Origin of the sequence: Lawsonibacter faecis, assembly GCF_014287675.1 — a bacterium.
Taxonomy (GTDB): Bacteria; Bacillota; Clostridia; order Oscillospirales; family Oscillospiraceae; genus Pseudoflavonifractor; species Pseudoflavonifractor faecis.
Window position 1 is genome coordinate 363,421 of record NZ_JACOPQ010000001.1, and the last position, 21,087, is coordinate 384,507.

The 21,087-nt window shown below is 63.6% G+C and carries 14 protein-coding genes; 3 read left to right on the forward strand and 11 right to left on the reverse strand.

Going from position 1 to position 21,087, the window contains the following annotated elements; genetic code table 11:
* Positions 1–143 precede the first annotated feature (143 nt).
* A complete protein-coding gene (locus tag H8S62_RS01655; protein WP_186918275.1) occupies positions 144–6,248 on the reverse strand; it encodes an endo-alpha-N-acetylgalactosaminidase family protein in 6,105 nt (2,034 codons plus the stop codon).
* A gap of 296 nt (positions 6,249–6,544) precedes the next feature.
* On the opposite strand from H8S62_RS01655, the gene H8S62_RS01660 reads away from it, so the two are divergent.
* Positions 6,545–7,399 (forward strand): AraC family transcriptional regulator, encoded by an 855-nt coding sequence (locus H8S62_RS01660; RefSeq protein WP_155144918.1) that lies wholly within the window; start codon positions 6,545–6,547, stop codon positions 7,397–7,399.
* Between the two features lie 85 nt (positions 7,400–7,484).
* On the opposite strand, the gene H8S62_RS18460 is transcribed toward H8S62_RS01660, so the two are convergent.
* Genes H8S62_RS18460 through H8S62_RS01675 form a run of 3 tightly spaced genes read right to left on the reverse strand, consistent with a single transcriptional unit; the run spans position 7,485 to position 11,822 of the window.
* Positions 7,485–9,896, reverse strand: a complete 2,412-nt coding sequence (locus tag H8S62_RS18460) for a transglutaminase domain-containing protein (protein ID WP_186918276.1) — start codon at positions 9,894–9,896, stop codon at positions 7,485–7,487.
* The gene (locus H8S62_RS01670) at positions 9,893–10,900 is read right to left on the reverse strand and encodes a DUF58 domain-containing protein (protein ID WP_155144913.1); all 1,008 of its coding nucleotides are present in this window, start codon (positions 10,898–10,900) and stop codon (positions 9,893–9,895) included. Before H8S62_RS01670 ends, H8S62_RS18460 begins: the two co-directional genes overlap by 4 nt.
* A gap of 1 nt (position 10,901) precedes the next feature.
* Complete coding sequence (locus H8S62_RS01675; RefSeq protein WP_155144911.1) at positions 10,902–11,822, reverse strand: AAA family ATPase; 921 nt, start codon at positions 11,820–11,822, stop codon at positions 10,902–10,904.
* A gap of 425 nt (positions 11,823–12,247) precedes the next feature.
* On the opposite strand from H8S62_RS01675, the gene H8S62_RS01680 reads away from it, so the two are divergent.
* Positions 12,248–13,543, forward strand: coding sequence for an HD-GYP domain-containing protein (locus H8S62_RS01680; protein ID WP_186918277.1), 1,296 nt, complete (start codon positions 12,248–12,250; stop codon positions 13,541–13,543).
* A gap of 344 nt (positions 13,544–13,887) precedes the next feature.
* Here the strand turns inward: H8S62_RS01680 and H8S62_RS01685 are convergent, their stop codons facing one another.
* Positions 13,888–14,325, reverse strand: coding sequence for a hypothetical protein (locus tag H8S62_RS01685; protein WP_186918278.1), 438 nt, complete (start codon positions 14,323–14,325; stop codon positions 13,888–13,890).
* Positions 14,309–14,488 carry a hypothetical protein gene (locus H8S62_RS01690; protein WP_186918279.1) on the reverse strand — a complete coding sequence of 60 codons (180 nt, stop codon included), beginning with the start codon at positions 14,486–14,488 and terminating at the stop codon, positions 14,309–14,311. Before H8S62_RS01690 ends, H8S62_RS01685 begins: the two co-directional genes overlap by 17 nt.
* Before the next feature lie 140 nt (positions 14,489–14,628).
* On the opposite strand from H8S62_RS01690, the gene H8S62_RS01695 reads away from it, so the two are divergent.
* Positions 14,629–14,811, forward strand: coding sequence for a ribbon-helix-helix domain-containing protein (locus H8S62_RS01695; protein ID WP_186918280.1), 183 nt, complete (start codon positions 14,629–14,631; stop codon positions 14,809–14,811).
* An 89-nt stretch (positions 14,812–14,900) separates the two neighbouring features.
* Here H8S62_RS01695 and ribF read toward each other — a convergent pair whose 3' ends face one another.
* The 5 genes from ribF to infB form a co-directional block, all read right to left on the reverse strand.
* A complete protein-coding gene (gene ribF / locus H8S62_RS01700) occupies positions 14,901–15,809 on the reverse strand; it encodes a riboflavin biosynthesis protein RibF (RefSeq protein WP_186918281.1) in 909 nt (302 codons plus the stop codon).
* A gap of 102 nt (positions 15,810–15,911) precedes the next feature.
* Positions 15,912–16,820 (reverse strand): tRNA pseudouridine(55) synthase TruB, encoded by a 909-nt coding sequence (gene truB, locus H8S62_RS01705; protein ID WP_186918282.1) that lies wholly within the window; start codon positions 16,818–16,820, stop codon positions 15,912–15,914.
* Positions 16,821–16,924: 104 nt separating this feature from the next.
* Positions 16,925–17,875, reverse strand: coding sequence for a DHH family phosphoesterase (locus H8S62_RS01710; RefSeq protein WP_186918283.1), 951 nt, complete (start codon positions 17,873–17,875; stop codon positions 16,925–16,927).
* An 85-nt stretch (positions 17,876–17,960) separates the two neighbouring features.
* Complete coding sequence (gene rbfA / locus H8S62_RS01715) at positions 17,961–18,299, reverse strand: 30S ribosome-binding factor RbfA (RefSeq protein WP_155144892.1); 339 nt, start codon at positions 18,297–18,299, stop codon at positions 17,961–17,963.
* Positions 18,300–18,579: 280 nt separating this feature from the next.
* A complete protein-coding gene (infB, locus tag H8S62_RS01720; protein ID WP_186918338.1) occupies positions 18,580–20,976 on the reverse strand; it encodes a translation initiation factor IF-2 in 2,397 nt (798 codons plus the stop codon).
* Positions 20,977–21,087: the final 111 nt, after the last annotated feature.

Consider the following 21,087-nt stretch of genomic DNA (forward strand, 5'->3'; position numbering starts at 1 on the left):
GGGGGCGGGGAGACGCCGTCCGTCTCCCCGCCCGTTCTGCGCCTTATTTCAGATTGAGTCGGCAGCCCGTGGCAAAAGGAGCCCACGGAGCAATTTGCTCCGTGGGCTCCTCTTTCCGCTGTTGTCCGGCACATTCAGTCCCGTTATTTTGCCGGCTGTTCCACAAACCGCATGAGGATGGCTGCCACCTCGGCGCGGCTGGCTGTGCCCGTGGGATTGAGCTCGCCCACGCCGTTGCCGGTGAGTATGCCGCTATCCACGGCCCAGCTCATGGCCTCAACCGCCCAGTCGGACACCTTGCCCGCGTCGGGGAACGCGCTGAAGGATGCGCCGTCAGCAGCCTCCGCCTTTGCATAGCGGTAGAGCATGACCACCAGACTCTCGCGGGTAATGTCGGCCTCGGGTGCAGTCCCATCTGAGATGCCCTGCTCCACAGCCCAGGCCATGCCGGCAGAATACCAGGTTTCACCAGCCGCAGTATCCTGCCCGGCCAGACGCGCCAGAACCGTCATCAGCATACCGCGGGTCATATTCTCCGTCGGCGAGAATGTACTGGCGCTGGTACCGTGAAAGAGCTCCCGGCTGGCGGCAAACTGTACTGCCCCGGCGGCCCAGTAGCCCTCTGCCACATCCGTAAAGCGCTTGCTGTTGTCGATGATTTTGACGGTAGCGTTCTTGCTCAGGGTGATGCGCATTCCGTCGTCGGTTGCGACGGAGGTCTTGACGACCTCTGTGGTTCCGTCAGAATTGACGATGACAGCCACCTCGCCGGGCGCAGGTTTCCGGTCGGTGGGAATGGTTACGGTGACGCTGTCTTTATTCTTGGGAACCGTGACTACGCTCACGGACGCGCCGTCCTTCGGCGTGGTCGTCACAATTTTTGTCCCGTCAGGATACGTGGTAGTCGCAGTAACCTCGCCTGTTTTCTTGTCGGTAACGGTCTTCGTGGTGGACCCGTCCGGGTTTTTGGTTGTCTCGGTGGCGGTGCTGCCGCCGCCGGAGGATCCGCCGCCGGAACTGCCGCCGGTGCTGATAAAGGTCGCCGTCACGGTGGTGTTGAAGCCGGGCATGAGGAAGGTCCTGGTGCTGCCGGTGCCGGTCAGCGCCACGGCCTTGCCGCCCCCCGTCTTGACTGCGGTGATGGTATCCAGCTTGTAGCCGGAGTCCGGGGTGATGGTCAGAGTCATCTCCGTGCCCATCTTGGCGCTGGCGGGGTCGATGCTTACCGTACCGTTTCCAACCTCGACAATCGTTACGCCGTAAGTAACGTTCGCAATGGCAGCCTCCAGGCTGGCGGTGACGCCCGTTACAGATGCGGCGCTGGCGCTCTCATCCGCATAGATGGTCCTGGCATTCTCAAGTGCGGCAGCCGCCGCGGGATATTCCGTCAGGTCCATGGCCATGGCCCGTTGAATCACCTGGTCCAGCGCCAGTTTTTCAGGGCTGATGTTGCGGGTGATGACCAGGTTGTCCATTGTAAAGTTGCCGGTGTCCGTGTTGGTGCCGCCGTCGTAGTAGAAGTTCCAGCTATCGGTGATTAAGAGGCCGATCCAGGTCTGGCCGGACTCGTCGCCGGTAATGGTACCCCTGAAATGCTCAGAAGGGGCGGTTTTGGGATACCCGCTCGTGTCCTTCAGCTCATACCGGGTGAGTTCTCCCTTGGCGGCCGCGTCGTGGGCGTAATCGTAGGCGCCGTCGCCCTTGACCAGGACAAAGTGATCGGAACCCATCTCATAGTCAAATTCCACGGTGTACTCCACGCCGGGCTCAAAGCGGAAGTTCTGGGGGACGGACTGGAATACCAGATAGGAGTAAATATAGTTGTACCCCGGATACATACCGCCGCCGTTGACCTTGAGGGACCAGTCTCCGTCGATCACGTCGTCCATTACCTTGCCCTCCCAGCCCTTCTGGGTATAGGGCTCGTGGCGCTTGGCCAGGTGCTGGCGGTTGTCCTCCACATTTTCAACGGGTCCAACCACGAAGGGGTACTCGCCCTGGACCACGTTTTCAAAGTCCTGCTCAAATTTGATGACCCTGCCCAGGCTGTCCTTGGTGACGTTGCGGGCGCTGTCCTCCACCACGCGCACATCGTCAAAATAGGTGTTGCCCGTGCCCGCCCCGCGGCTCAGCTCCAGGGTGACGGGGACGCCCTGCGCAGGGGCGGTAAAGTACACATACATATTCTGGAAGTTGCTGGTGTTGTCCTCGACGGGCATCTTGTAGTGGTGCGTGTAGCCGCTGATATGGTTTCTGGCGATGGACCGCTCCGTATAGTTGGCGTCCACCGTCTCGCCGTCCACCTTGACGCTGACGAACGCCTTTGCGTCGGTGCTGCGGTTATCCACACCCACATACACAGCGTAGTCCTGGCCGGGGACGAGGTCGGTCATCTCCTGGCTGACGGCGACCTCGCCGGTCAGCTTCAGCATGGGGACCTGGCGCTCGGTGGCGAATCGCTCTGCCGTGCCGCTGCCGGTAACGGTCCAATGATCGGTGATGGCGGCGGAGTTGAAGGACACGTCGGCCAGGTGCATATGGGTGCTCCACTCCACCTGGGGGCCGACGGCGGCGGTATTGCCGGGGACGACCACATAGGGGACCTTGGGCTCTGCGGTCAACGTAATCTGATGGTTTGCAACGTTGACGGTCCGCTCGTTGACACGGCCGGTATCGGTGAGCTTATAGACCTTGACGGAGGTGACGTTGGCCCAGCTGTCGGGCAGCTCCCAGGTGCTCTCGCCGCCCAGGTCGTTGCGGTGGTAGAGCTTCTGAGCGGCCAGGGCGAGGTCCCCGCCCTCGTTGTCCCAGAACCAGGGAATCAGGTACTTCTGATTGGCCAGCCCCCTCAGGATATCGGTATCACGGTCGTTGATCCCGGCCAGCGCCTGCCCGGACACGGGGGTGGCGGGCACCGGCGCGCCGGTCAGGATGACCTTGCCGTTCAGGGTAATGACGCGGGAGCGGTACTCCTGCTTGTCGCTGTCGGTGCCGCCGCCGTAGACAAAGGCCTTGGTGGCAGCCTCGTCGGGGTCGGTGCCGCGGGTGACCACCACATCGCCCCATTTCTCGTCCTCAAGCTCAATCCGGACCTCGGGAATCCACTGGGTATCGGACTGCCCCTTATTATAATCCGTGGCATAGGGCATGGTCACACTGGTCTCACTGTCTATCCAGTCCATAATATCAAAATGCTGGAGGAACTTGCCGGGGATCAGGTGCTCGAAGGTGGCCTCAATATGCTCGTCGTACTCGCCGTCCTTCTGCCAGCCCTCAAACCCCTGCATCACCGCACCGCCCAGCAGGGGCGCGTTGGCGGAGCCGCCCAGGTGAGAGTAGTCGGGGGCGAAGACATCCTTGGTGCTGTTGAACAGCATACGGTAGATATCGCTGTTGTAGTAGCCCTTATAGGAGTAATCTCCATAGGTATAGTCGCTGATCCAGTGGGAGAAGGTGGTCTCGGGCTCATTGGCGTAGCACCACTCCTGAACCATGCGCCAGCCGTTATCCCGGAGCATATTGGAGAGCTTGCTGGTCTGCCATGCGTCCTCAGCGCCGCTGGTCCGGTTGCCCCACACGTCGGTGTAGACAAAGTCCATGTTGTCGCCCACAAGTTTCTTGAGTTTGGCGAGGCGTTCCTCGCGGTTGCCGGTAGCCAGGTCGTAGACGCCGTTGATGCCCACGCCCTGGTCCAGCCACTCCCAGCCCCACTTCAGGCTGCCGTCGGAAAAAACACGCAGCATGGGGTCGTCAAAGGCGTCGGCCTCGGGGTAGAACTCGCTGGTGTTGATGTGGATGCCGAATCGTGCGCCGTACTCCCGGCCCTCCTCCATCATGGTGTTCATGTCCTCGGCGCCGCCCATGCGCTCACCGATGTCGTAGAAATCGGGGTGGCCGGAGTCGTGGCCCTCGCTGGCATAGCCCTTGAGGAGAACTGCCTGGCCCAGGCCGTCGGTATTCAGCGCCACCCGCTTCACGTTATCCAGAGTGGCGAGGAAGGGGTTCTGGGCCTGGGAGCCGAAGTTCAGGGCGATGCGGGTGCTGATGAGCTCGGGCACCTCCTCGCTCTTAAAGGGCTTATGGATGACGCCGTCGTCCCGCGCGGCAATCACGCCATCCTTCCAGTCGGTGACGCCGTCGCTGTTGCGGTCCTCGGTAATGACGACCCTGACATAGGGCATCTCTTCCTCGCTGGGCCCGATAATACGTTCTTCCGCGGTCAGGTTCTCCACCGCATAGGGGTTTCTGACCCATGCCGTATTGTCCGAGGTCCTTTCGATGCAGGAGGCCACATCTCTGTCGTAATACCAGAGGGCGCTGCGCAGGCCCACGCTCTTCACGCCGTCGGCGCTCTCGCTGGCGTCCGCGAGGATACGGTAGTTATCGCGGGTGGCCACGTCGTAGCCGATGGTGGCGTTGCTGGCGATACCGGCACTCAGTCCGTCGGCGGAGACGAAGGCATAGAAGGATCCCTTCCCCACCCCCAGGGAGAAGGCGTCGCTGCTGAGGTTCATCTCATCGTTCACGTCTATATAGGTGTCCCTGCGGGTGACCGTGTTGCCGCTCCCCCTGGTGCCTGCGAAGGCGGCTCCTTCCTGGGTGCTGTTCACGGACACAAGGCTGTGGCGGGGGATCTCAATGGACTGGAGCGGATGCTCGATGCGGTCGCCGTCGGGATAGGCCACATCAGTGACGGCAAAGGTGAGCACATTTTTCTCCACGGACAGCACGGCCGTAATCACCGCGTGAGTGCCGTCCTCCCCGTTCACCTCCATTTTATAGGTGACCTCGCTCTCACTCGTCTGCTCGGCGGTTACCTTGGGTCGGACCGCCTCCCCCTCACCCAGCACAGAGTCTATCCCGGGATTGCTCTTATTGATAATGATGGTGTTCAGTTCCTCGGTCTGGCCATAAATTATCTTCCCGTTCATCTCGTACTGAATGACCCGGGGGAACTCCAAATCCACCTTCACGTCCATCTCAGGCGTGGAGAGCGTCGCGATGGAAGCCGTGGTAAGCTCCGCGTCCTGGCCGGTCAACGGGCCGCTGCCGCGGGGGATGGCAACCTCCCTGCTGCCGCTCCGATATCCGTCCTTGGTAAAGGTCAGGGTGTACTCCCCCGCCAGTATCCGGGGCAGGGTGTAAGCGCCGTCCGCGTCCGTGGCGGCGGAGACGCCGCCGCCCACGACCTTCGCGCCGGAGACGGGGGCGCCCGTCTCCCCGTCGGTCACCTTGCCGGACACATCGCTGTAGGTATAGGCCTCCAGCTCCAGATCCTTGGTGATATCCGCGCCGGAGATCGCCACGTCGACTGCCTCGGGGGACCAGTAGCCCTCCATGGAGACGATGAGGGAATAGGTCCCGTCCTGGAGGCCGGGCACCCTATACGCCCCGCGCGCGTCGGTCTTGACGGTCTCGCTCCCCAGCGTGATGGCGGCGCCCTCGACGGGCTCGTCCGTCACAGAGTCGGTCACGACGCCCGATACGTCCCAGGCAGTCGTCGTAGCCTGGCCGGTATAGTGGATATCGGAGCAGATAAGCTCGGTCGCATTGTGCCAATTTCCCGTCATGAGGGCAAGGCTGTCCGCCGCGGGCACGGAGCTGATGTCGATGGAGGTATCTCCCGCCTGATTAAACTGGACCTCCTTCCCGTCTATGGTTAGGGCTGTGAGCTCATCATCGGTCCAGTGAACTTCCAGTTCGTAGGTGGTCCCGACGCCCGGAATCTGAATGCCGGCAAGCGGTATATCCGTCGAGGCCTCGCCGGTATTGAGCGCAATAAACCAGCCTCCCTTATGAAACGAGTAGCCGATCAGTACGTTCTGGTCCACCTTTGTGTAGTTGAGTGCCACGCCGAAACACATGGGACTGCCTTTCGGAGTAAAGGTCATGGAAAACGTCTTTTCCCCATCTCCGGCCGCCGCCAGCGCAGCGTCCAGATTCGCGCTGGTAAACATGGACGGGTATTTTTTGCCGCCGGTCCAGTCGTACTCGTTCTGGCTGCCCGCCGCCAGGCGGAGCTTGCCCTCAGCTGTCTGCTCCGCCACGGCGTCGGCCGTACCTACCACCGAGGATGCCTCCTGGGTCCAGGTATCCCCGGCGCCGTCGTTGGGAATTTCGGTGCTGTAGGGCGCCGCCGCCGGCTCCTCCTCAAGCTCTCCGGCCAGCGCCGCTGACGGCAGGAGCGACATCAGCAGTGCCAGTGCCAGCAGCACGGCCGCCGGCTTTTTGCAGGTGCGCATTTTCATCGTGTTATCCTTCCTTTCTCCTTTTGCTCCGCGCGACCAGCGCCCTTTATGGTTTCATGCATGAAACCATAAAATGACCATGGTCATTTTCGTTTGCCTTTCAGGCAGTTTATATTTCATACTATACATCAATCTCTTTTTCCTTGTCTTATAAAAATCCCCCATTTTTTCCATCCACGTATAAAATACGGAACAATTTTTAATTGCGGGCGTTGACTTTTTCCGCTTTGCCCTATAGACTTTTGAGCGTTCCCCGCCAGATTCCCCCACTTTGTGACAGAAGGGTGCGAGGCCATATGGACATCACTGAGATGCTCTACCGCCAAAAGTCAGGCATCATCTACAACGCCCTCTCCCGGACGCTGCAGCCGGGATATTTTTTTGGCCCTCACTGCCATAAAAATGTGGAGCTGTGCGTCATGAAGGAGGGTGAGTGCGACATCACGGTGAACAGTGAGGTCATCACCGTCCGCGGGGGAGAATTAATGGTCATCTTTTCCCACATGGTACACACCTTTCATATGCGGTCCACCCGCCCGGCGGTCTTTTTACAGATGCACTTCGACCCGGAGAGCTTTCTGCATGTCTCGCCCACCGTCGTTGAAAATGTGGGTTTTCTGCACTCCATGGCCGACGAGCACAGCTCCTATCTGCATCAGCCCTGCTCTCCGGATCTGGTCGGCTGCATGGAGCGCGTCTGCCGGGAGATGCGCTCCCCAGACGAGGCGTTCAGCGGCCCGCTCTCCCAGCTCTATATCCACGAGCTGATCTTTCTCCTCTCCCGCGAAACCGACCAGAGCTACCGCCAGGTATTCAGCATCGGCAATCCCCTGGCCATCTCGGCCATTCAGTTCATCAGCGACAGGATGGACCAGCGCATATCCCTCCAGGACGTCGCCAGGCACTGCAAGGTGACGGTACGGCACCTGTCGGGCGTATTTAAAACCGCCGTCAACATCACTGTCAACGACTATATCAATATCGCCAAAATCGACCGCGCCATGCGCTATATTCTGGAGACGGACAACGATATGACCACCATCGCCTCAAAGCTCGGTTTTTCCAGCGCGCAGTATTTCTCCACAATTTTTAAAAAATACACCCACGTCACCCCCACCGAATTCCGCAATATGAGCGATAAGGATATCTGATTTACCCTCCCCGCCCGCGCTTCCACGAGAGAACTCATAGACCGCAAAAGGCGCCCCCGCCGTCATCGGCGGGGGCGCCTTTTGCTCAGTACAGTCCATAGAGATACCGCAGAACCAGCCGCTGATACCATTTCTGTGACAAATCCGTCTCTCTTGCCAGTTTCTCCGTCTGGGCGCGGACAAACTCCCGCTCCTCCCCGGTCAGAATGTGCTGACTGAATTTGGCCTTCTTGGCCAGCTCCTCCGCCCGCTCGTCCGCCTTCCGTCCGGGGGCAAAGGCCAGCAGCCGCTCCATATAGACGTACATCTCAATGACCGCCCGGTTGGCGTCTTCGTCCGCGAAGCGCCGGCCCCGGCTCCGCGCGGCGAGCTTCCGCCGCAGAACCAGCGCCACGGCCAGCAGCAGGAGGGCCGCCGGAACCGTCAGCCACCAGAGCCAGCTCCAGTCCGCCTTCGCCTTTCCGGGCTGATTGGCGCTGTGGGTGGGCTGGGGCGCGGAGGGCGTGGGGCTGGGGTCGGGTGTGGGCGTGGCGGAGGCGCTGGGGCTGGGGGGCGCGGTCTCGTCCGGGTCCCGCTCCCAGGGGAAGTCGCCGTTAAAGCCGGGTGTGACCTCCACGCTCTGCCAGCCGTACCCGTCGCAGTAGACCTCCACCCAGGCGTGGGCGTTGTAGTCGGGCACGTCCACCCGCTCCCCCGCCACCGTGTCGGCCACGTAGCCGGAGACATAGCGGGCGGGCACACCCAGGGTCCGCAGCATCAGGGCGGCGGCGCTGGCGTAGTGCATGCAGTAGCCCCGGCAGCTCTCCGTGAGGAAATAGGACACAAAGTCCTCTCCCGCCGGGGTGAGGGGGGTGTCCGGGTCGTACTCCGTGAGGCCGGCGAGGAACTGCGCCACCTGCCGGGCCAGCTCCAGCCGCTCCTCGGCGGTTATATTAACGCGCACCGTGAGGGACGACCCGTAGTAGATGGTCCCCTTGTCAAACTCGCTGATATGAATCGGCTCTTCCTGGCTCCGGACCGTGCCGCCGATCCCCGACTCCGCCAGCAGGCTGCCCAAGGTCTCCTGCAGGTCCTCGGGCACCTGGAGGTAGTGCTCCCGCACAAAAAGGCGGTAGTTCTGCTCCGCCTCGGCGTCCTCGCCGGTGAGGACCGCCCCGCTGAGGGGATTGGCCTCGTCCCTGGCATAGAGCACATGCTTCCATACGCCGGTACCCCGGGCCAGATAGGCGTCTCCGATGAACTCCGCCCCGGTCATGCGCTCGGGGGTGGTGAGGAGCTGATAGGGCGTATAGACCACCGCCGTGGATCCGGCCAGGTTTTCAATGATATACCGCTTGGCGTTCACCTGGGGGTGTGTGCTCCGGTCCGCCAGGGCTGGGAAATTGATGGGCTGGTAGTCCCCGATGCCGGGGACGGGCACGTCCACGTAGCGCGCGGCGTCCGGCTGGAACTGGGAGCTTGTCAACGCATCCAGGTTCATCTCCTGCCGCATCCAGCCGCTTTTCAGCTCCTCATAGGCCTCGTCGGGGAGCTGCTCCCAGCCCTCCCCGGTGTAGACGGCGGCGGACAGCCCCCGGAGGTAGATATGCCCGGTGGTGTCGGCCTCCACCCGGAGGGCGGTGCTGCCGTCGTAGTTCAGGGGGCCGGCCTTGGTGAGGTCCACCTCGGTGGAGCCGCCGCCCAGGCCCAGGTTTCCGTCCCCACTGACCATCTCACGCCCCGCCATGGTCACCCAGTCGGTGAGCTGGAGGCGCAGGCGCTCAATCTGATCGGAGCGCTGGTAGCCCTCGCCGGGCAGGAGCACCATCAGACCCGCCAGCAGGGCCGCCGCCAGGGGCAGGACGCACAGGGTGGTCTTGGCCGCCCCGTAGGGGTCCCGCTTGTTTGGCAGGCGGGTGAGCACGCCCATGCCCCAGAAGAGCACCAGCAGCAGCAGGGGCGTCCATGCCGGGGTGATGGTGACGCTCAGAGGCACCAGCAGCAGCGGGAAGGAGCCCCAGAAGGTCAGCCAGAAGGACCGCACCCGGACAAAGAGCCACCCCAGCCACAGCCCCATGGCCCCGGCGAACACCTGGCAGAGAAGGGTGCTGGTCTGCACCTCCCGCAGGAAGGAGAGCGTCCCCACCCACGCTGAGATGTCCAGCTCAGCCGAGGTGCCCAGGCTCCACCCGAAGGTGGCCACCACCTGCCGGGCGCAGACCAGCGCGCCGACGCGCAGCTGCCCGTACTCCCAGACGACCACGCCCGCAAGCGCCGCGAGAGCCGCCAGAACCAGGAGCAACCGCACCCCCAGGCGGGGGACGGAGAAGACGATCAGCGCCGCCGCGGCCGCCGCCAGACAGGTCAGGGTCAGCTTCCCTCCATCCACGGGGAGCTGGAACGCCGTGACCAGGCAGAAGATGCTTCCGTAAACGCCCAGAAACAGCATCAGCCCGTCGGCCAGGAGGACCACGGAGCGCCGCTGGACGCCTAATTTCTCATAATTTACGTGGTTCACCGCGCCTCCCCCTCTCCCGTTGGAGTCATGTGGAGGCGGCGGATGGGCCCGTCCACGCCGTCGATGTGGACCCCCACGTCCCGCAGGGAGCGTCCCTCCATGGGCGCGGGGGTGGAGAACATCTCCCACTGGAGGGCGCGCAGCTCCTTGATGTCGGAGACATAGCGGGTGCGCACCTCGAGGGTGCCCGGCTGAATCCACTGGACATAGTGGCCCCGCTCGGCCTCAATGAGCCCCCGGGACACCGCGTCCAGCCGGTCGAAGGCCCGGTCCAGGACCTCGGCCGGGCCGTAGAGGTCGAAGGTGAGCAGAATGGCGGTCTTACGCGGCTCCAGGGTCTCCCGCACCACCAGATCGTCCACCTTGGAGGAGAGCTTCCAGTGGACGGAGCGGAGAGGGTCGCCGGGCCGGTAGGGCCGCAGGTCGTAGTCCTCGCCGGGGCCGCCGCCGGGCCGGGGCTTCATGACCGGGTTCTTGTCCTCCATGCCCATAAGCCCCTTCACGCCCTCGGCGGGCAGGTTCAGGGGCAGCACCAGCACACGGGCGGCCTGGGGTACGGCCCGTCGGATGGAGAAGATGCCCAGCAGGTCGCACACCCGCACCCGCCTCACCTCCCACCGGAGGCAGCCGCAGTGGCTGGTGTCCAGCGGCTCCCGGAAGTCCATGCCCAGGGAGCCGCCCGCCCCCTTCCGCCGGACGGTTCCGGTCTGGCCGGTCATCACGTTCCGGCAGCTCAGGTCCACCGCCACCCGCCCCACCGGGAGCCCCCAGCGGTTCTCAACGCGCAGCCCGGCCTCGTGCCCGCTCCCCCGGCGCACCGCTCCCCCGGGCGCGTCAAGGCTGACCCTGCACCCCAGCATCCCCGGCAGGCTCACCGCCAGGGAGAAGAAGGGGAACACCAGGGCCAGCACCAGGATATAGAAGGAGAACCAGTCGGAGAAGGAGACGAAGAACAGCCCCGCCGCCGCCAGGGCCATCAGATAGCCAATCCGGCACCGCGCCATATTACCGCACCTTGGGCGCGGGGACGGCGCGGAGCACCGCCTGGACAGGCGGGAGCTTGCCCGCCTCCGCCTTGGGGGAGAGGAGAAGCCGGTGGGCCACCGTGTCGGGGAACACCAGGCGCACATCCTCGGGGAGGACGTAGTCCCGGTCCTGGACAAAGGCCGCGGCCTTGGCCATGGCGGTCACCGCCAGGGAGGCCCGGGGGCTCGCTCCCTGCTCGATCATCGGGTGGCGGCGCGTGGCGCCGATGAGGGCCACGATGTACTCCAGCACCTCGTCGGAGACGTGGACGGCCTCCACCCGATCCTGGAGGGCCAGCAGCCCCCCGTGGTCCAGGACCTGGCCCACCCGCTCCAGGGGATTGCCCCCCTGCTTGCGGCGGAGGAGGTCCTTCTCGTCGTTCGGCTCCGGGTAGCCGATGGACAGCCGCACCATGAAGCGGTCCATCTGGGAGTCGGGCAGGAGCTGGGTGCCCGAGGCCCCCGCCGGGTTCTGAGTGGCGATGACCACAAAGGGCTTGGGCACCGGGTGGCTCACGCCGTCCACCGTCACCTGTCCCTCCTCCATGGCCTCCAGCAGGGCCGACTGGGTGCGTGAGGTGGCCCTGTTCAGCTCGTCCGCCAGGAAGAGGTTGCACAGCGCCGCGCCGCTCTGGTACTCCATCTGCCCGGTGGCCTTGTTGTAGAGAGAGAAGCCCGTGATGTCCGAGGGCATCACGTCCGGGGTAAACTGCACCCGGTTGTAGTCCAGCGAGAGCGCCCGGGAAAAGGCCAGGGCCATGGTGGTTTTGCCCACGCCGGGAATGTCCTCCAGCAGGATGTGGCCTCTCGCCAGCAGCGCCAGCAGCGCCCGGGCCAGCACGTCGTCCTTGCCCACCACGGCCTTCTTTACCTCGTTTAAAATACGGATTGCCTCGTTCATATCCCCGGTTCCTCCCTGTCAGACACGTTTCTTCTATTGTAGCAGACACGGTGCTTATGTCAACTAAAAAAGGTTACAATCCGGCTGCCCGCCGCCAGAGGTAACGCGCTTATTTCCACCCGCAGGGACTTGGCGCTCCTGTTGAGGGGAAAGCCGCCAAAGCCGGGGCGCCTCCATCCCCTGTGGGCTCCGGCCCGCTCCCCCGGAGAGCAGGTTTACCACCCGCAGCCTGCGCCATATAACATATATGGCCTGCCGCCGCCGGAATGTTGCACCGCGCCGAAAATTGCCGCTTCCGCCCCAACTTACACTTTTTATCACATTCTTTGCCAGTGCAATCGCAAGTGCCAAATGTTTATGTTATAATATTGCCCACTGAACATCAAACCCGCTGCGCCGCGGACGGCCGTCTGGAGGAGAACGCCATGCCCATTGTGAACAGCGCGAATATCAGCGTCCTGGTACAGCGCACCCTCAACCTCGTGGACCCCCGCCTGGTGGACCACGGACTGCGGGTGGCCTATCTGGTCTCCCGCCTGCTGGAGGTCCAGGGCAGGTATACCGGCCGGGATTTTCAGGACCTTTGCTTTCTGGCCATGCTCCACGACGTGGGCGCCTACAAGACCGACGAGATCGACAGGATGGTCCAGTTCGAGTCGGAGAACATCTGGGAGCACTCCATCTACGGGTACCTCTTTCTCCGCAGGCTCTCGCCGCTGGGGAAATGGGCGGACGGCGTGCTGTTCCACCATATCGGCGCGCCCCTCCTGAACGCTCTGGACGCCCCCTGCCGGGATGTGGCCCAGATCATCAACCTGGCCGACCGGGTGGACGTCTTCGTGAGCGACCACGGCCCGGACCGCCCCGGGCTGTCCGCCTATCTGGAGCGGTCCAGGGGCGGGCGTTTCGGCGGGGAGTTTGTGGACCTCTTTTATGCGGCCGACGCCCGCTTCGATCTGACCGGGCGGCTGGCCGGCGGGGAGGCCGTCGCCTTCACCGACATCCTCCCCAGGGTTTCCCTGTCCGACGGCGATATCGACACCTATCTCTGGATGCTGGTCTACACCATCGACTTCCGCAGCCAGCACACCGTCACCCACACCATTACCACCACCCGGATCAGCGACGCCGTGGCCCGGCTGATGGGCATGGGCCCGGAGGAGGCCCTGCACATCCACTACGGGGCCATGCTCCACGATCTGGGCAAAATCGGCATCCCCGTGGAAATTCTGGAGTATCCGGGCAGGCTCAGCCCCCAGGCCATGGCGGTGATGCGCACCCACGTGTCCCTCACCGGCGAAATCCTGGGCGGCGCCGTGGACAGCGTCACCACCCAAATCGCCCTGCGCCACCACGAGAAGCTGGACGGCTCCGGCTATCCCGCCGGGCTCTGCGGGGCGGAGCTGACCCTCAGTCAGCGGATCGTGGTGGTGGCGGACATCGTCAGCGCCCTGCTGGGTACCCGCAGCTACAAGGACGCCTACCCCAAGGAGAAGACCCTCTCCATTCTCCGGGAACAGACCGCCCGGGGCCTTATCGACCCCGCCGTGGTGGAGGTGATCGCCCTCCATTTCGACGAAATTCTCTCCGAGGTCCGGGAGCACTGCACCCCCGTTCTGGCGGCCTACCGCGGCATCACCGCCGAGTACGGCGAGCTGCTGCGGACCTATTCGGCCCTCGGCACAGAGAAGCGCTCCCCCTCCGGTCCGCAGTATCATTAAGGGAAGCAATCCCCCCACGGCCCTGTCATTCAAAGCCGTGCTGCGCAGCGGCGGGCCGAAGGGAACCGCGCGGCCAACGGGAGCGCGGCCTCTCGGACCGGCGCGCCCCAGGGCGGTTTCTCCTGTCCCTTCGGGACAATTCACCTTCTGGAATCCCCATCAACAGGAGTACCAGCCCCTGAATAGGGAATTTTTCGCCAATGACATTGCTCCGGCCCGGCGGCGTCCCGGCAGGCCGGGCTCCCGCCCCCCGCGTCTCCCGTGCAGACCGAAAAATCCCCCTTCTGAGGCATAACGCCTCAGAAGGGGGATTTCCTGTGTACGGCCCTGCGCACCCCGCGCCGTCAGCGGTGAAAGACGTCCTGCTCCCGCTTCTTCTGGTATCTCGCCTCCCTGCGGCAGTGCTCCTCCCGGAATGCATCCAAAATCAGCAGCCAGTAGCCGCAGTCCCTGGCGGTCTGCTCGTCACCCTCCGCCTCCGCCCGCGCGAGGAGGGCGAGACGCCGGCGGGCCTCCTCCGCAAAGCGCAGCTCCTCCCGCCGCTTGCGGCGGCGGGCCAGGCCGTAGGTGAGGGTGTGGGCGGCCATGCCGAAGAGGGCGCAGGAAAAATAGCCCCACCGCCCCCAGGAGACCTGATACTCCCACTCTGCCCAGGTAAAGGCGCTTACCGCCGCGAAGCAGGCCAGAAACCACCCCCCGCCGTAGCGGAGCAGCCAGTACTCCCAGGCGTCAAAGAGGATGCAGCTATAGTCCAACGCGCGCTTGTCAGGCTGTCCGGTCATCCTGTGCCCCATCCTTTTTTCTCTCGGCTTCCGCCAGGCCCCGACTAATTAATTGCCTATACATTTCAGCATAGGACGTATCTTTAAATAATCTATCTTTTATTTTTTCTGCTTTCTCTTCCAGCTCTGGCTGTATCGCAACCTTCAACCGCTTTTGTTCCATTATAGTATCCTCCCATTTCTGGTGAAGTGGTGAACTGTCCTCGCAATTATTATAGTGGTGAACTGGTGAAATGTCAATAGCTGTCCAGTGAACCTTTACATCTCTGGTGAACCTATGTATAATATTAGCGAGGTGATTATATGGCTACCGAACGGCCCAGATTCACGATTACAGTCTCAGAAGAAATGCTGAAGCAAATTGACGATTATCGTTTTACAAATCGTATTGGCAATCGCACACAAGCCGTCAACGCATTGATTCGTCTCGGCCTTGAGGCCCTGGAGAAAGAAAAAGCCGCCTCCGCTGAGGAGCCGGATTCCTGATTTGCCTCGTCCTGAAGCCAAAACGAGCGGACAGCTTAACGCTGTCCGCTCGTTTTATTGCGGCGTGCGCCGCCGGGCCCGGGGCCTTTTTACATCTCACGGCCCCGGAAGTACGCCCTGGTCTCCTCCGCGTTGCGCATGATCTCCTCCCGCAGGGCCTCCAGGGTGGGAAACTTCCGCTCTCCCCGCAGATACCGGTAGAACTCCATGCGGACGGTCTGGCCGTAGAGGTCGCCGTCGAAGTCCAGGATGAAGCCCTCCACGTTGACCTCTCCGTGGCTGTCCACCGTGGGGCGCACACCCACGTTGGTGACCGCGCATCGGCTCTCCCCGTTCTCAAACCACACCCTGGCGGCGTACACGCCCCGGGCCGGAATGAGCACGCCGGGCTGAAAGCGCAGGTTGACCGTGGGAAAGCCCAGGGTGGAGCCCAGCTTTTTACCGTGGTGCACCGTGTCGGTGAGGGTGTGGGGGTGGCCCAGGAAGTAATTGGCCCGCTCGATCTCGCCCTGGGCCAGCAGGGTGCGGATATAGGTGGAGGAGATGGTGATTCCATCCAGTTCCACTTTAGGGATGATATCGCAGCCCACGCCCAGCCGGGCGCACTTCTCCCGCAGCCGGTCGGGGTTGCCCTCCCCCTTGTAGCCGAAGTGGAAGTCATGCCCCGCCACCAGATGGACCGCGCCGTGCTCCCTCACCAAAAACTCGGTGATGAAGTCCTCCCAGGGCATGTGCATCATCCGGTCGTCGAAGTGGGCCACAATGACCTCCCGGATGCCGTAGTAACGGCGCATCAGCTCCGCCCGGTCCAGGGGGGAGTTGATCAGAGGCATGGGGCTGCCGAAAATCAGGTTCTCCGGGTGGGTGTCGAAGGTGACGGCGGCGGGGGCGGCTCCCAGCTCCGCCGCCTTACCGGCCACCCGGCTCAGCAGGGCCCCGTGGCCCCTGTGCACCCCGTCGAAAAAGCCCAGGGCGATAACTCGTTTTTGTTCGTTCAATGTAAACTGCTCCTCGTGCGCGGGGCGGCTGAAGCGCCGCCGCCAACAGGGTGATGTCTCCAGGATGCCGCAAGCGCAAAGCGCCTCATGGCCGCGCCGCGGCTACGATACCTCAAAAAAGCTCTTGATAAACCGCAGCGACCCGTCCTTCGCTCCGCCCAGGCCTAAAAACGCCCCGCCCTCGCCGTAGACCCGGAAGGTCCCGTCCCCGCAGGGGGCGGGAACGGCCATGCCGTTGCGCAGCTTCTTCTCCGCGCCGCCCCCCACCCTCAGCTCGGGGTAGCGGGCAAAATAGGCGTCCACGGGGAGGAGCAGCTTTTCGGCCCCGCCCCGCTCCCCCGCCGCCACGACCTCCTCCAGGGTGACCGCCTGGGCCAGCGTAAAGCCCGCCGCCTCGGTCCGGCGGAGGGCGGACATGCACCCGCCGCAGCCCAAGGCCTGTCCGATATCGTGGCAGAGGGTGCGCACATAGGTCCCCTTGGAGCACTTGACGCGCAGCTTCCAGTCCGCGCAGCCGTCTCCGCCGGCCCCGGCGGGCCGCTCCTCCGTCCCCTCCAGCAGTTCCAGCTCATAGATCGTCACCGACCTGGCCTTGCGCTCCACCTCTTTGCCCTTTCGGGCCAGCTCGTAGAGCTTTTTTCCCCCGATTTTGACGGCTGAGTACATGGGCGGCACCTGGAGAATCTCTCCCCGGAACCGGTCCAATGCGGCCTCCAGCTCCTCCCGCGTCACCCGGACGGGGCGCTCCTCCTGCACGTTCCCGGTGGTGTCCTGGGTGTCGGTGACGACGCCCAGCCTCAGCCCGGCGACGTACTCCTTCCCGCCCTCCGAGGCAAATTCCACCGCCCGGGTGGCCCGGCCCACGAACACAGGGAGCACCCCGGTGGCCATGGGGTCCAGGGTCCCGGCGTGGCCCACCCGCTTCTCCCGCAGCACGCCGCGCAGCTTGGCGCACACGTCCATGCTGGTCCATCCGGCGCTTTTGTCAATGACGATAATTCCGTTGGGCATAAAGGCCTCCTTGCGCCAAGCATCGGCTCTGAATGACAGCTCTAGGGTAGCGCCCACGCTGAATGCCTTCACTTTATGACATTGGGCGGCGCCCCCGGCGCTTTTTAAGAATCACTTTTTACTTTCTCAATGGCCTCCAGTATCGCCCGCTTGGCCTCCTCCACGCTGCCGTGGACGGTGCAGCCGGACGCGGCGGCGTGGCCGCCTCCACCCAGCAGGGCGCAGACGGCGGAGGCGTTGAGCCCGGCGGAGGTGCGGACGGAGAGCTTGCACTCGTCCGGCCGCAGCTCCCGGATGGTGACGGCGGTCTGCACCCCCTCCACCTGCCCGGCGAAGGCGGACACGTCCTCCGCGTCCTCCTCCCTGGCGTCCAGGACCGCCATCATCTCCAGAGTCACGGCGGCGACGGCGATTCTGCCGCCGTCAAAGAGCTCCATATTCTGGCACAGCATGCTCTCCAGGCGCAGCCGCTTGAAGCTCTTGGTGCGGAAGTGGCGCTTGTTGACCCCCCGGTAATCGATGCCTGTCTCCATCAGTGCGGCGGCCACCCGGTGGGTGCCGGGGGTGGTATTGCCGTAGACGAAGCAGCCCGTGTCGGTGGAGACCGCCACGTAGAGCGGCAGGGCAATGGCCGCGTCAATTTCCCCCCACTCCCGCACCAGATCGAAAATCAGCTCGCCGCAGGCGGCCCGTCCGGCGTCCACACAGTTCTCCCGGCCGAAGCCCTCGTTGGAGGGGTGGTGGTCGATGGCCAGATCCACGCCCCGCTCCAGCCAGACCTTCGCGTTCTCGGGGAAGAGGCTCCGGCCCGCAATGTCCACGCTCACCACAAAGCGGGGCGCAAACTCCCCGGGGGCCAGGCATCCCTCCAGATAGGGGGTGAAGAGGCTGGTGGCGTCGGCATTGGGGAGCACCCAGGCGGTCTTGCCCAGCTTCCGCAGCGCGGCGCATAGGCCCACGGCGCAGCCGATGGTGTCCCCGTCGGGCCGCTTGTGGGTGAGGATTAAAATATCGTTCTGCTCAGCCAGCAGAGCGGCGGCCTCTCTGTAGTCCATAGTGACCTCCCATTAAAAGAAAACGGAAACGTAAAGCGTGAAAAACCGCGCGCTCAGCTCTGCCCGCTTTTTCATTTTTCGCTTTTCACTTATCCAGCTTTTCGATGAGCTCCAGGATATGCGCGCCCTCGGCCATGGAGTCGTCCCGCTGGAACATCAGCTCCGGGGTATACCGCAGGGAGAGCTTGCCTCCCAGCTCCCGCCGGAGGTATCCCCCGGCGGATTTGAGGCCCTTGACCACCTCGTTCACGTCGCTCTGGTCCAGAACGCTGACGAACACCTTGGCATACCGCAGGTCCGGAGTGGTCTCCACGGCGGTTATGGACACCAGCCCGTGGACCCTGGGGTCCTTCACGGTGCGGATCAGGTTCGCCAGCTCCCGCTGAATCTCCTCATTGATGCGTCCGATTCTGTTGCTTGCCATATTTTTCTCCTTATTTGCGGGCGGCGGCCGCCGCCTCTGCGTGAAAAGACGGGAGCCGCGGACCGCCCCGCTGTTTTGTGTCCCGGCCCGCAACGACAGCGGTGGGAAACGTCTCCGCAGCCACCGTCTTTGCGAGCCGGTGCGCACACCGGCGTGGCAATCCGTACTCCCGTCCCAACTATTATCTATTAACTGTTCACGATGAAATCATACGGCGAATTCGCCCGGCATCAAGGTTTTGGCCCTGCGGGGGGCCAAAACGCTTGGTACTCGTGCGGCATTACACCTGGATCTGCTCCATGATGAAGGCCTCAATCACGTCTCCGATTTTCACGTCCCCGAACTTTTCAATGGTAATGCCGCACTCGTAGCCCTGCGCGACCTCCTTGACGTCGTCCTTGAAGCGCTTGAGGGTGGCGATCACGCCCTCGTGGTGGACAATATTGTCCCGCATGAGGCGCAGCTGGGCGCCGCGCTGAATCTTGCCCTCGGTGACGTAGCAGCCGGCCACGATGCCCGCGCCGGTGATCTTGAACACCTCGCGGACCTGGGCCTGGCCCAGGGAGACCTCCTTGAACTTGGGGGCCAGCATACCCTTCATGGCGGTCTCGATCTCCTCAATGGCGTCGTAGATCACGCGGTACATCCGCATATCCACGCCCAGCCGGGCGGCGTTGTCCCGGGCGTTGTTGTCCGGGCGGACGTTAAAGCCCACAATGATGGCGTTGGAGGTGGAGGCCAGCATCACGTCGCTCTCGCTGATGGCGCCCACCGCGCAGTGGATGACCCGCACCCGGACCTCCTCGTTGGTGAGCTTCTCCAGAGAGGAGCGGACCGCCTCGGCGGAGCCCTGGACGTCGGCCTTCACGATGATGTTCAGATCCTTGAGCTCGCCCTCCTGGATTTGGCTGAACAGATCCTCCAGGCTGACCTTCTGCTTGGCCGGAGCGGACGCGGCGGTCTTCTGCTCGTGCTTGCGCTGCTCCACCAGCTCCCGGGCCATGCGCTCGTCGGCCACGGCGTGGAAGTCGTCGCCCGCGCCGGGGACCTCGCCCATGCCGATGATCTCCACAGGCACGGAGGGGCCCGCCGCCTCGACCTTCTCGCCCTGGGCGTTGGTCATGGCGCGGACGCGGCCCACGGCGGTGCCGGCGATGATCACGTCGCCCTGCTTCAGGGTGCCGTTCTGCACCAGCAGGGTGGCCACGGGGCCGCGGCCCTTGTCCAGCTTGGCCTCGATGACCGCGCCGTGGGCGGTGCGGTTGGGGTTGGCCTTCAGCTCCCGCATCTCGGCGGTGAGGGTGACCATCTCCAGCAGGTTGTCAATGCCCTCGCCGGTCTTGGCGGAGATGGGGCAGATGATGGTGTCGCCGCCCCAGGCCTCGCTCACCAGGCCGTACTCGGTGAGCTGCTGCGTGATGCGGTCGGGGTTGGCGGTGGGCTTATCCATCTTGTTAATGGCCACGATAATGGGAATTTCGGCGGCCTTGGCGTGGTTGATGGACTCCACGGTCTGAGGCATGATGCCGTCGTCCGCGGCCACCACCAGAATGGCGATATCGGTAATCATGGCGCCGCGGGCGCGCATGGCGGTAAACGCCTCGTGGCCGGGGGTGTCCAGGAAGGTGATGGTGCTGCCGTTGACCTCCACCTGGTAGGCGCCGATGTGCTGGGTGATGCCGCCCGCCTCGCGGTCCACCACGTTGGATTCACGGATGCGGTCCAGCAGACTGGTCTTGCCGTGGTCGACGTGGCCCATGACCACGACCACCGGGGCGCGCTCCACCAGATCCTCTTCCTTGTCCACGGCGGTGTCGATGAGTTTCTCCTCGATGGTGACGATAACTTCCTTCTCCACCTTGCAGCCAAGCTCCTCAGCGATGATGGCCGCGGTGTCGAAGTCGATAATTTCGCTGAGAGAGGCCATGACGCCGTTCTTCATCAGGCACTTCACGACCTCGGCGCCGGTCTTCTTCATCCGGGAGGCCAGCTCGCCCACGCCGATCTCGTCGGGAATTTTGACCACCAGGGGGTGCTTCTTTGCGATCTCGGCCTGGAGGCGGCGCATCTTCTCCTGCTCCTCCTGGCGGCGCTTGTTGCCCTGGAAGCCGCCGCCCCGGCGGTTGTTGTTGCGGCCCTGGAACTTCTGCTTGCCGGCCTGCATCTGGTTGGTCTTGCCGGCGGCCAGGGTCTCCAGCTTCTCGTCATACTTGGCCAGGTTCACGTCGCCGCCCTTGCGGGTGTCGACCACCTTCTTCTCCGGCACGCGGGTGGCGGGCCGGCTGACGTTCTGCTGCGCGGCGCTCTGGGGCTGGCCCCCCTGCTGGGGCGCCGCCTTGGGCGCCTGGGGCTGCTGGCCGTGGGGCGCGGGCGCGCCCCTCTGGGCGGGCGCCGCCTGCCGGGACGCCGTGGGAGCGGCGGGCGCGGTCTTGGGCGCCTCCGGGGCCTTGGGCTCGTGGTAGACGTCGGCGTAGATGCTCTCCACGCTCTGCACCTGGTTGTGCTGGGTCAGATAGTCAAAGATGATGGACAGCTCCTTCTCCTCCAGAACCTGCATATGGTTCTTGGGGGTCTGGGCGTATTTGGTCAGGATATCAGCCACGTCGTTGGACTTCATGCCAAAGTCCTTGGCCACCTCGTGTACACGGTATTTATTCAGCAAATGTGCCACCTCCATAAAGCAAGGGCAGTGGATGCCTGCACCAATAGGAAAACGCAAGCTCATGCTTTCCCCGGCCCGCCGCTCCCCTGCGGGACACGGCGGGTCTCTTGCGCTTTCTTATTGGAA

Excerpts from the sequence above, each read along its gene's own strand:
- truB (WP_186918282.1), bottom strand. The coding sequence starts at position 16,820 with ATGCCCAACGGAATTATCGTCATTGACAAAAGCGCCGGATGGACCAGC.
- H8S62_RS01660 (WP_155144918.1), top strand. The coding sequence starts at position 6,545 with ATGGACATCACTGAGATGCTCTACCGCCAAAAGTCAGGCATCATCTAC.
- H8S62_RS01710 (WP_186918283.1), bottom strand. The coding sequence starts at position 17,875 with ATGGACTACAGAGAGGCCGCCGCTCTGCTGGCTGAGCAGAACGATATT.
- H8S62_RS01695 (WP_186918280.1), top strand. The coding sequence starts at position 14,629 with ATGGCTACCGAACGGCCCAGATTCACGATTACAGTCTCAGAAGAAATG.
- H8S62_RS01690 (WP_186918279.1), bottom strand. The coding sequence starts at position 14,488 with ATGGAACAAAAGCGGTTGAAGGTTGCGATACAGCCAGAGCTGGAAGAG.
- H8S62_RS01685 (WP_186918278.1), bottom strand. The coding sequence starts at position 14,325 with ATGACCGGACAGCCTGACAAGCGCGCGTTGGACTATAGCTGCATCCTC.
- H8S62_RS01680 (WP_186918277.1), top strand. The coding sequence starts at position 12,248 with ATGCCCATTGTGAACAGCGCGAATATCAGCGTCCTGGTACAGCGCACC.
- H8S62_RS01670 (WP_155144913.1), bottom strand. The coding sequence starts at position 10,900 with ATGGCGCGGTGCCGGATTGGCTATCTGATGGCCCTGGCGGCGGCGGGG.
- H8S62_RS01655 (WP_186918275.1), bottom strand. The coding sequence starts at position 6,248 with ATGAAAATGCGCACCTGCAAAAAGCCGGCGGCCGTGCTGCTGGCACTG.
- H8S62_RS01675 (WP_155144911.1), bottom strand. The coding sequence starts at position 11,822 with ATGAACGAGGCAATCCGTATTTTAAACGAGGTAAAGAAGGCCGTGGTG.
- rbfA (WP_155144892.1), bottom strand. The coding sequence starts at position 18,299 with ATGGCAAGCAACAGAATCGGACGCATCAATGAGGAGATTCAGCGGGAG.
- infB (WP_186918338.1), bottom strand. The coding sequence starts at position 20,976 with ATGGAGGTGGCACATTTGCTGAATAAATACCGTGTACACGAGGTGGCC.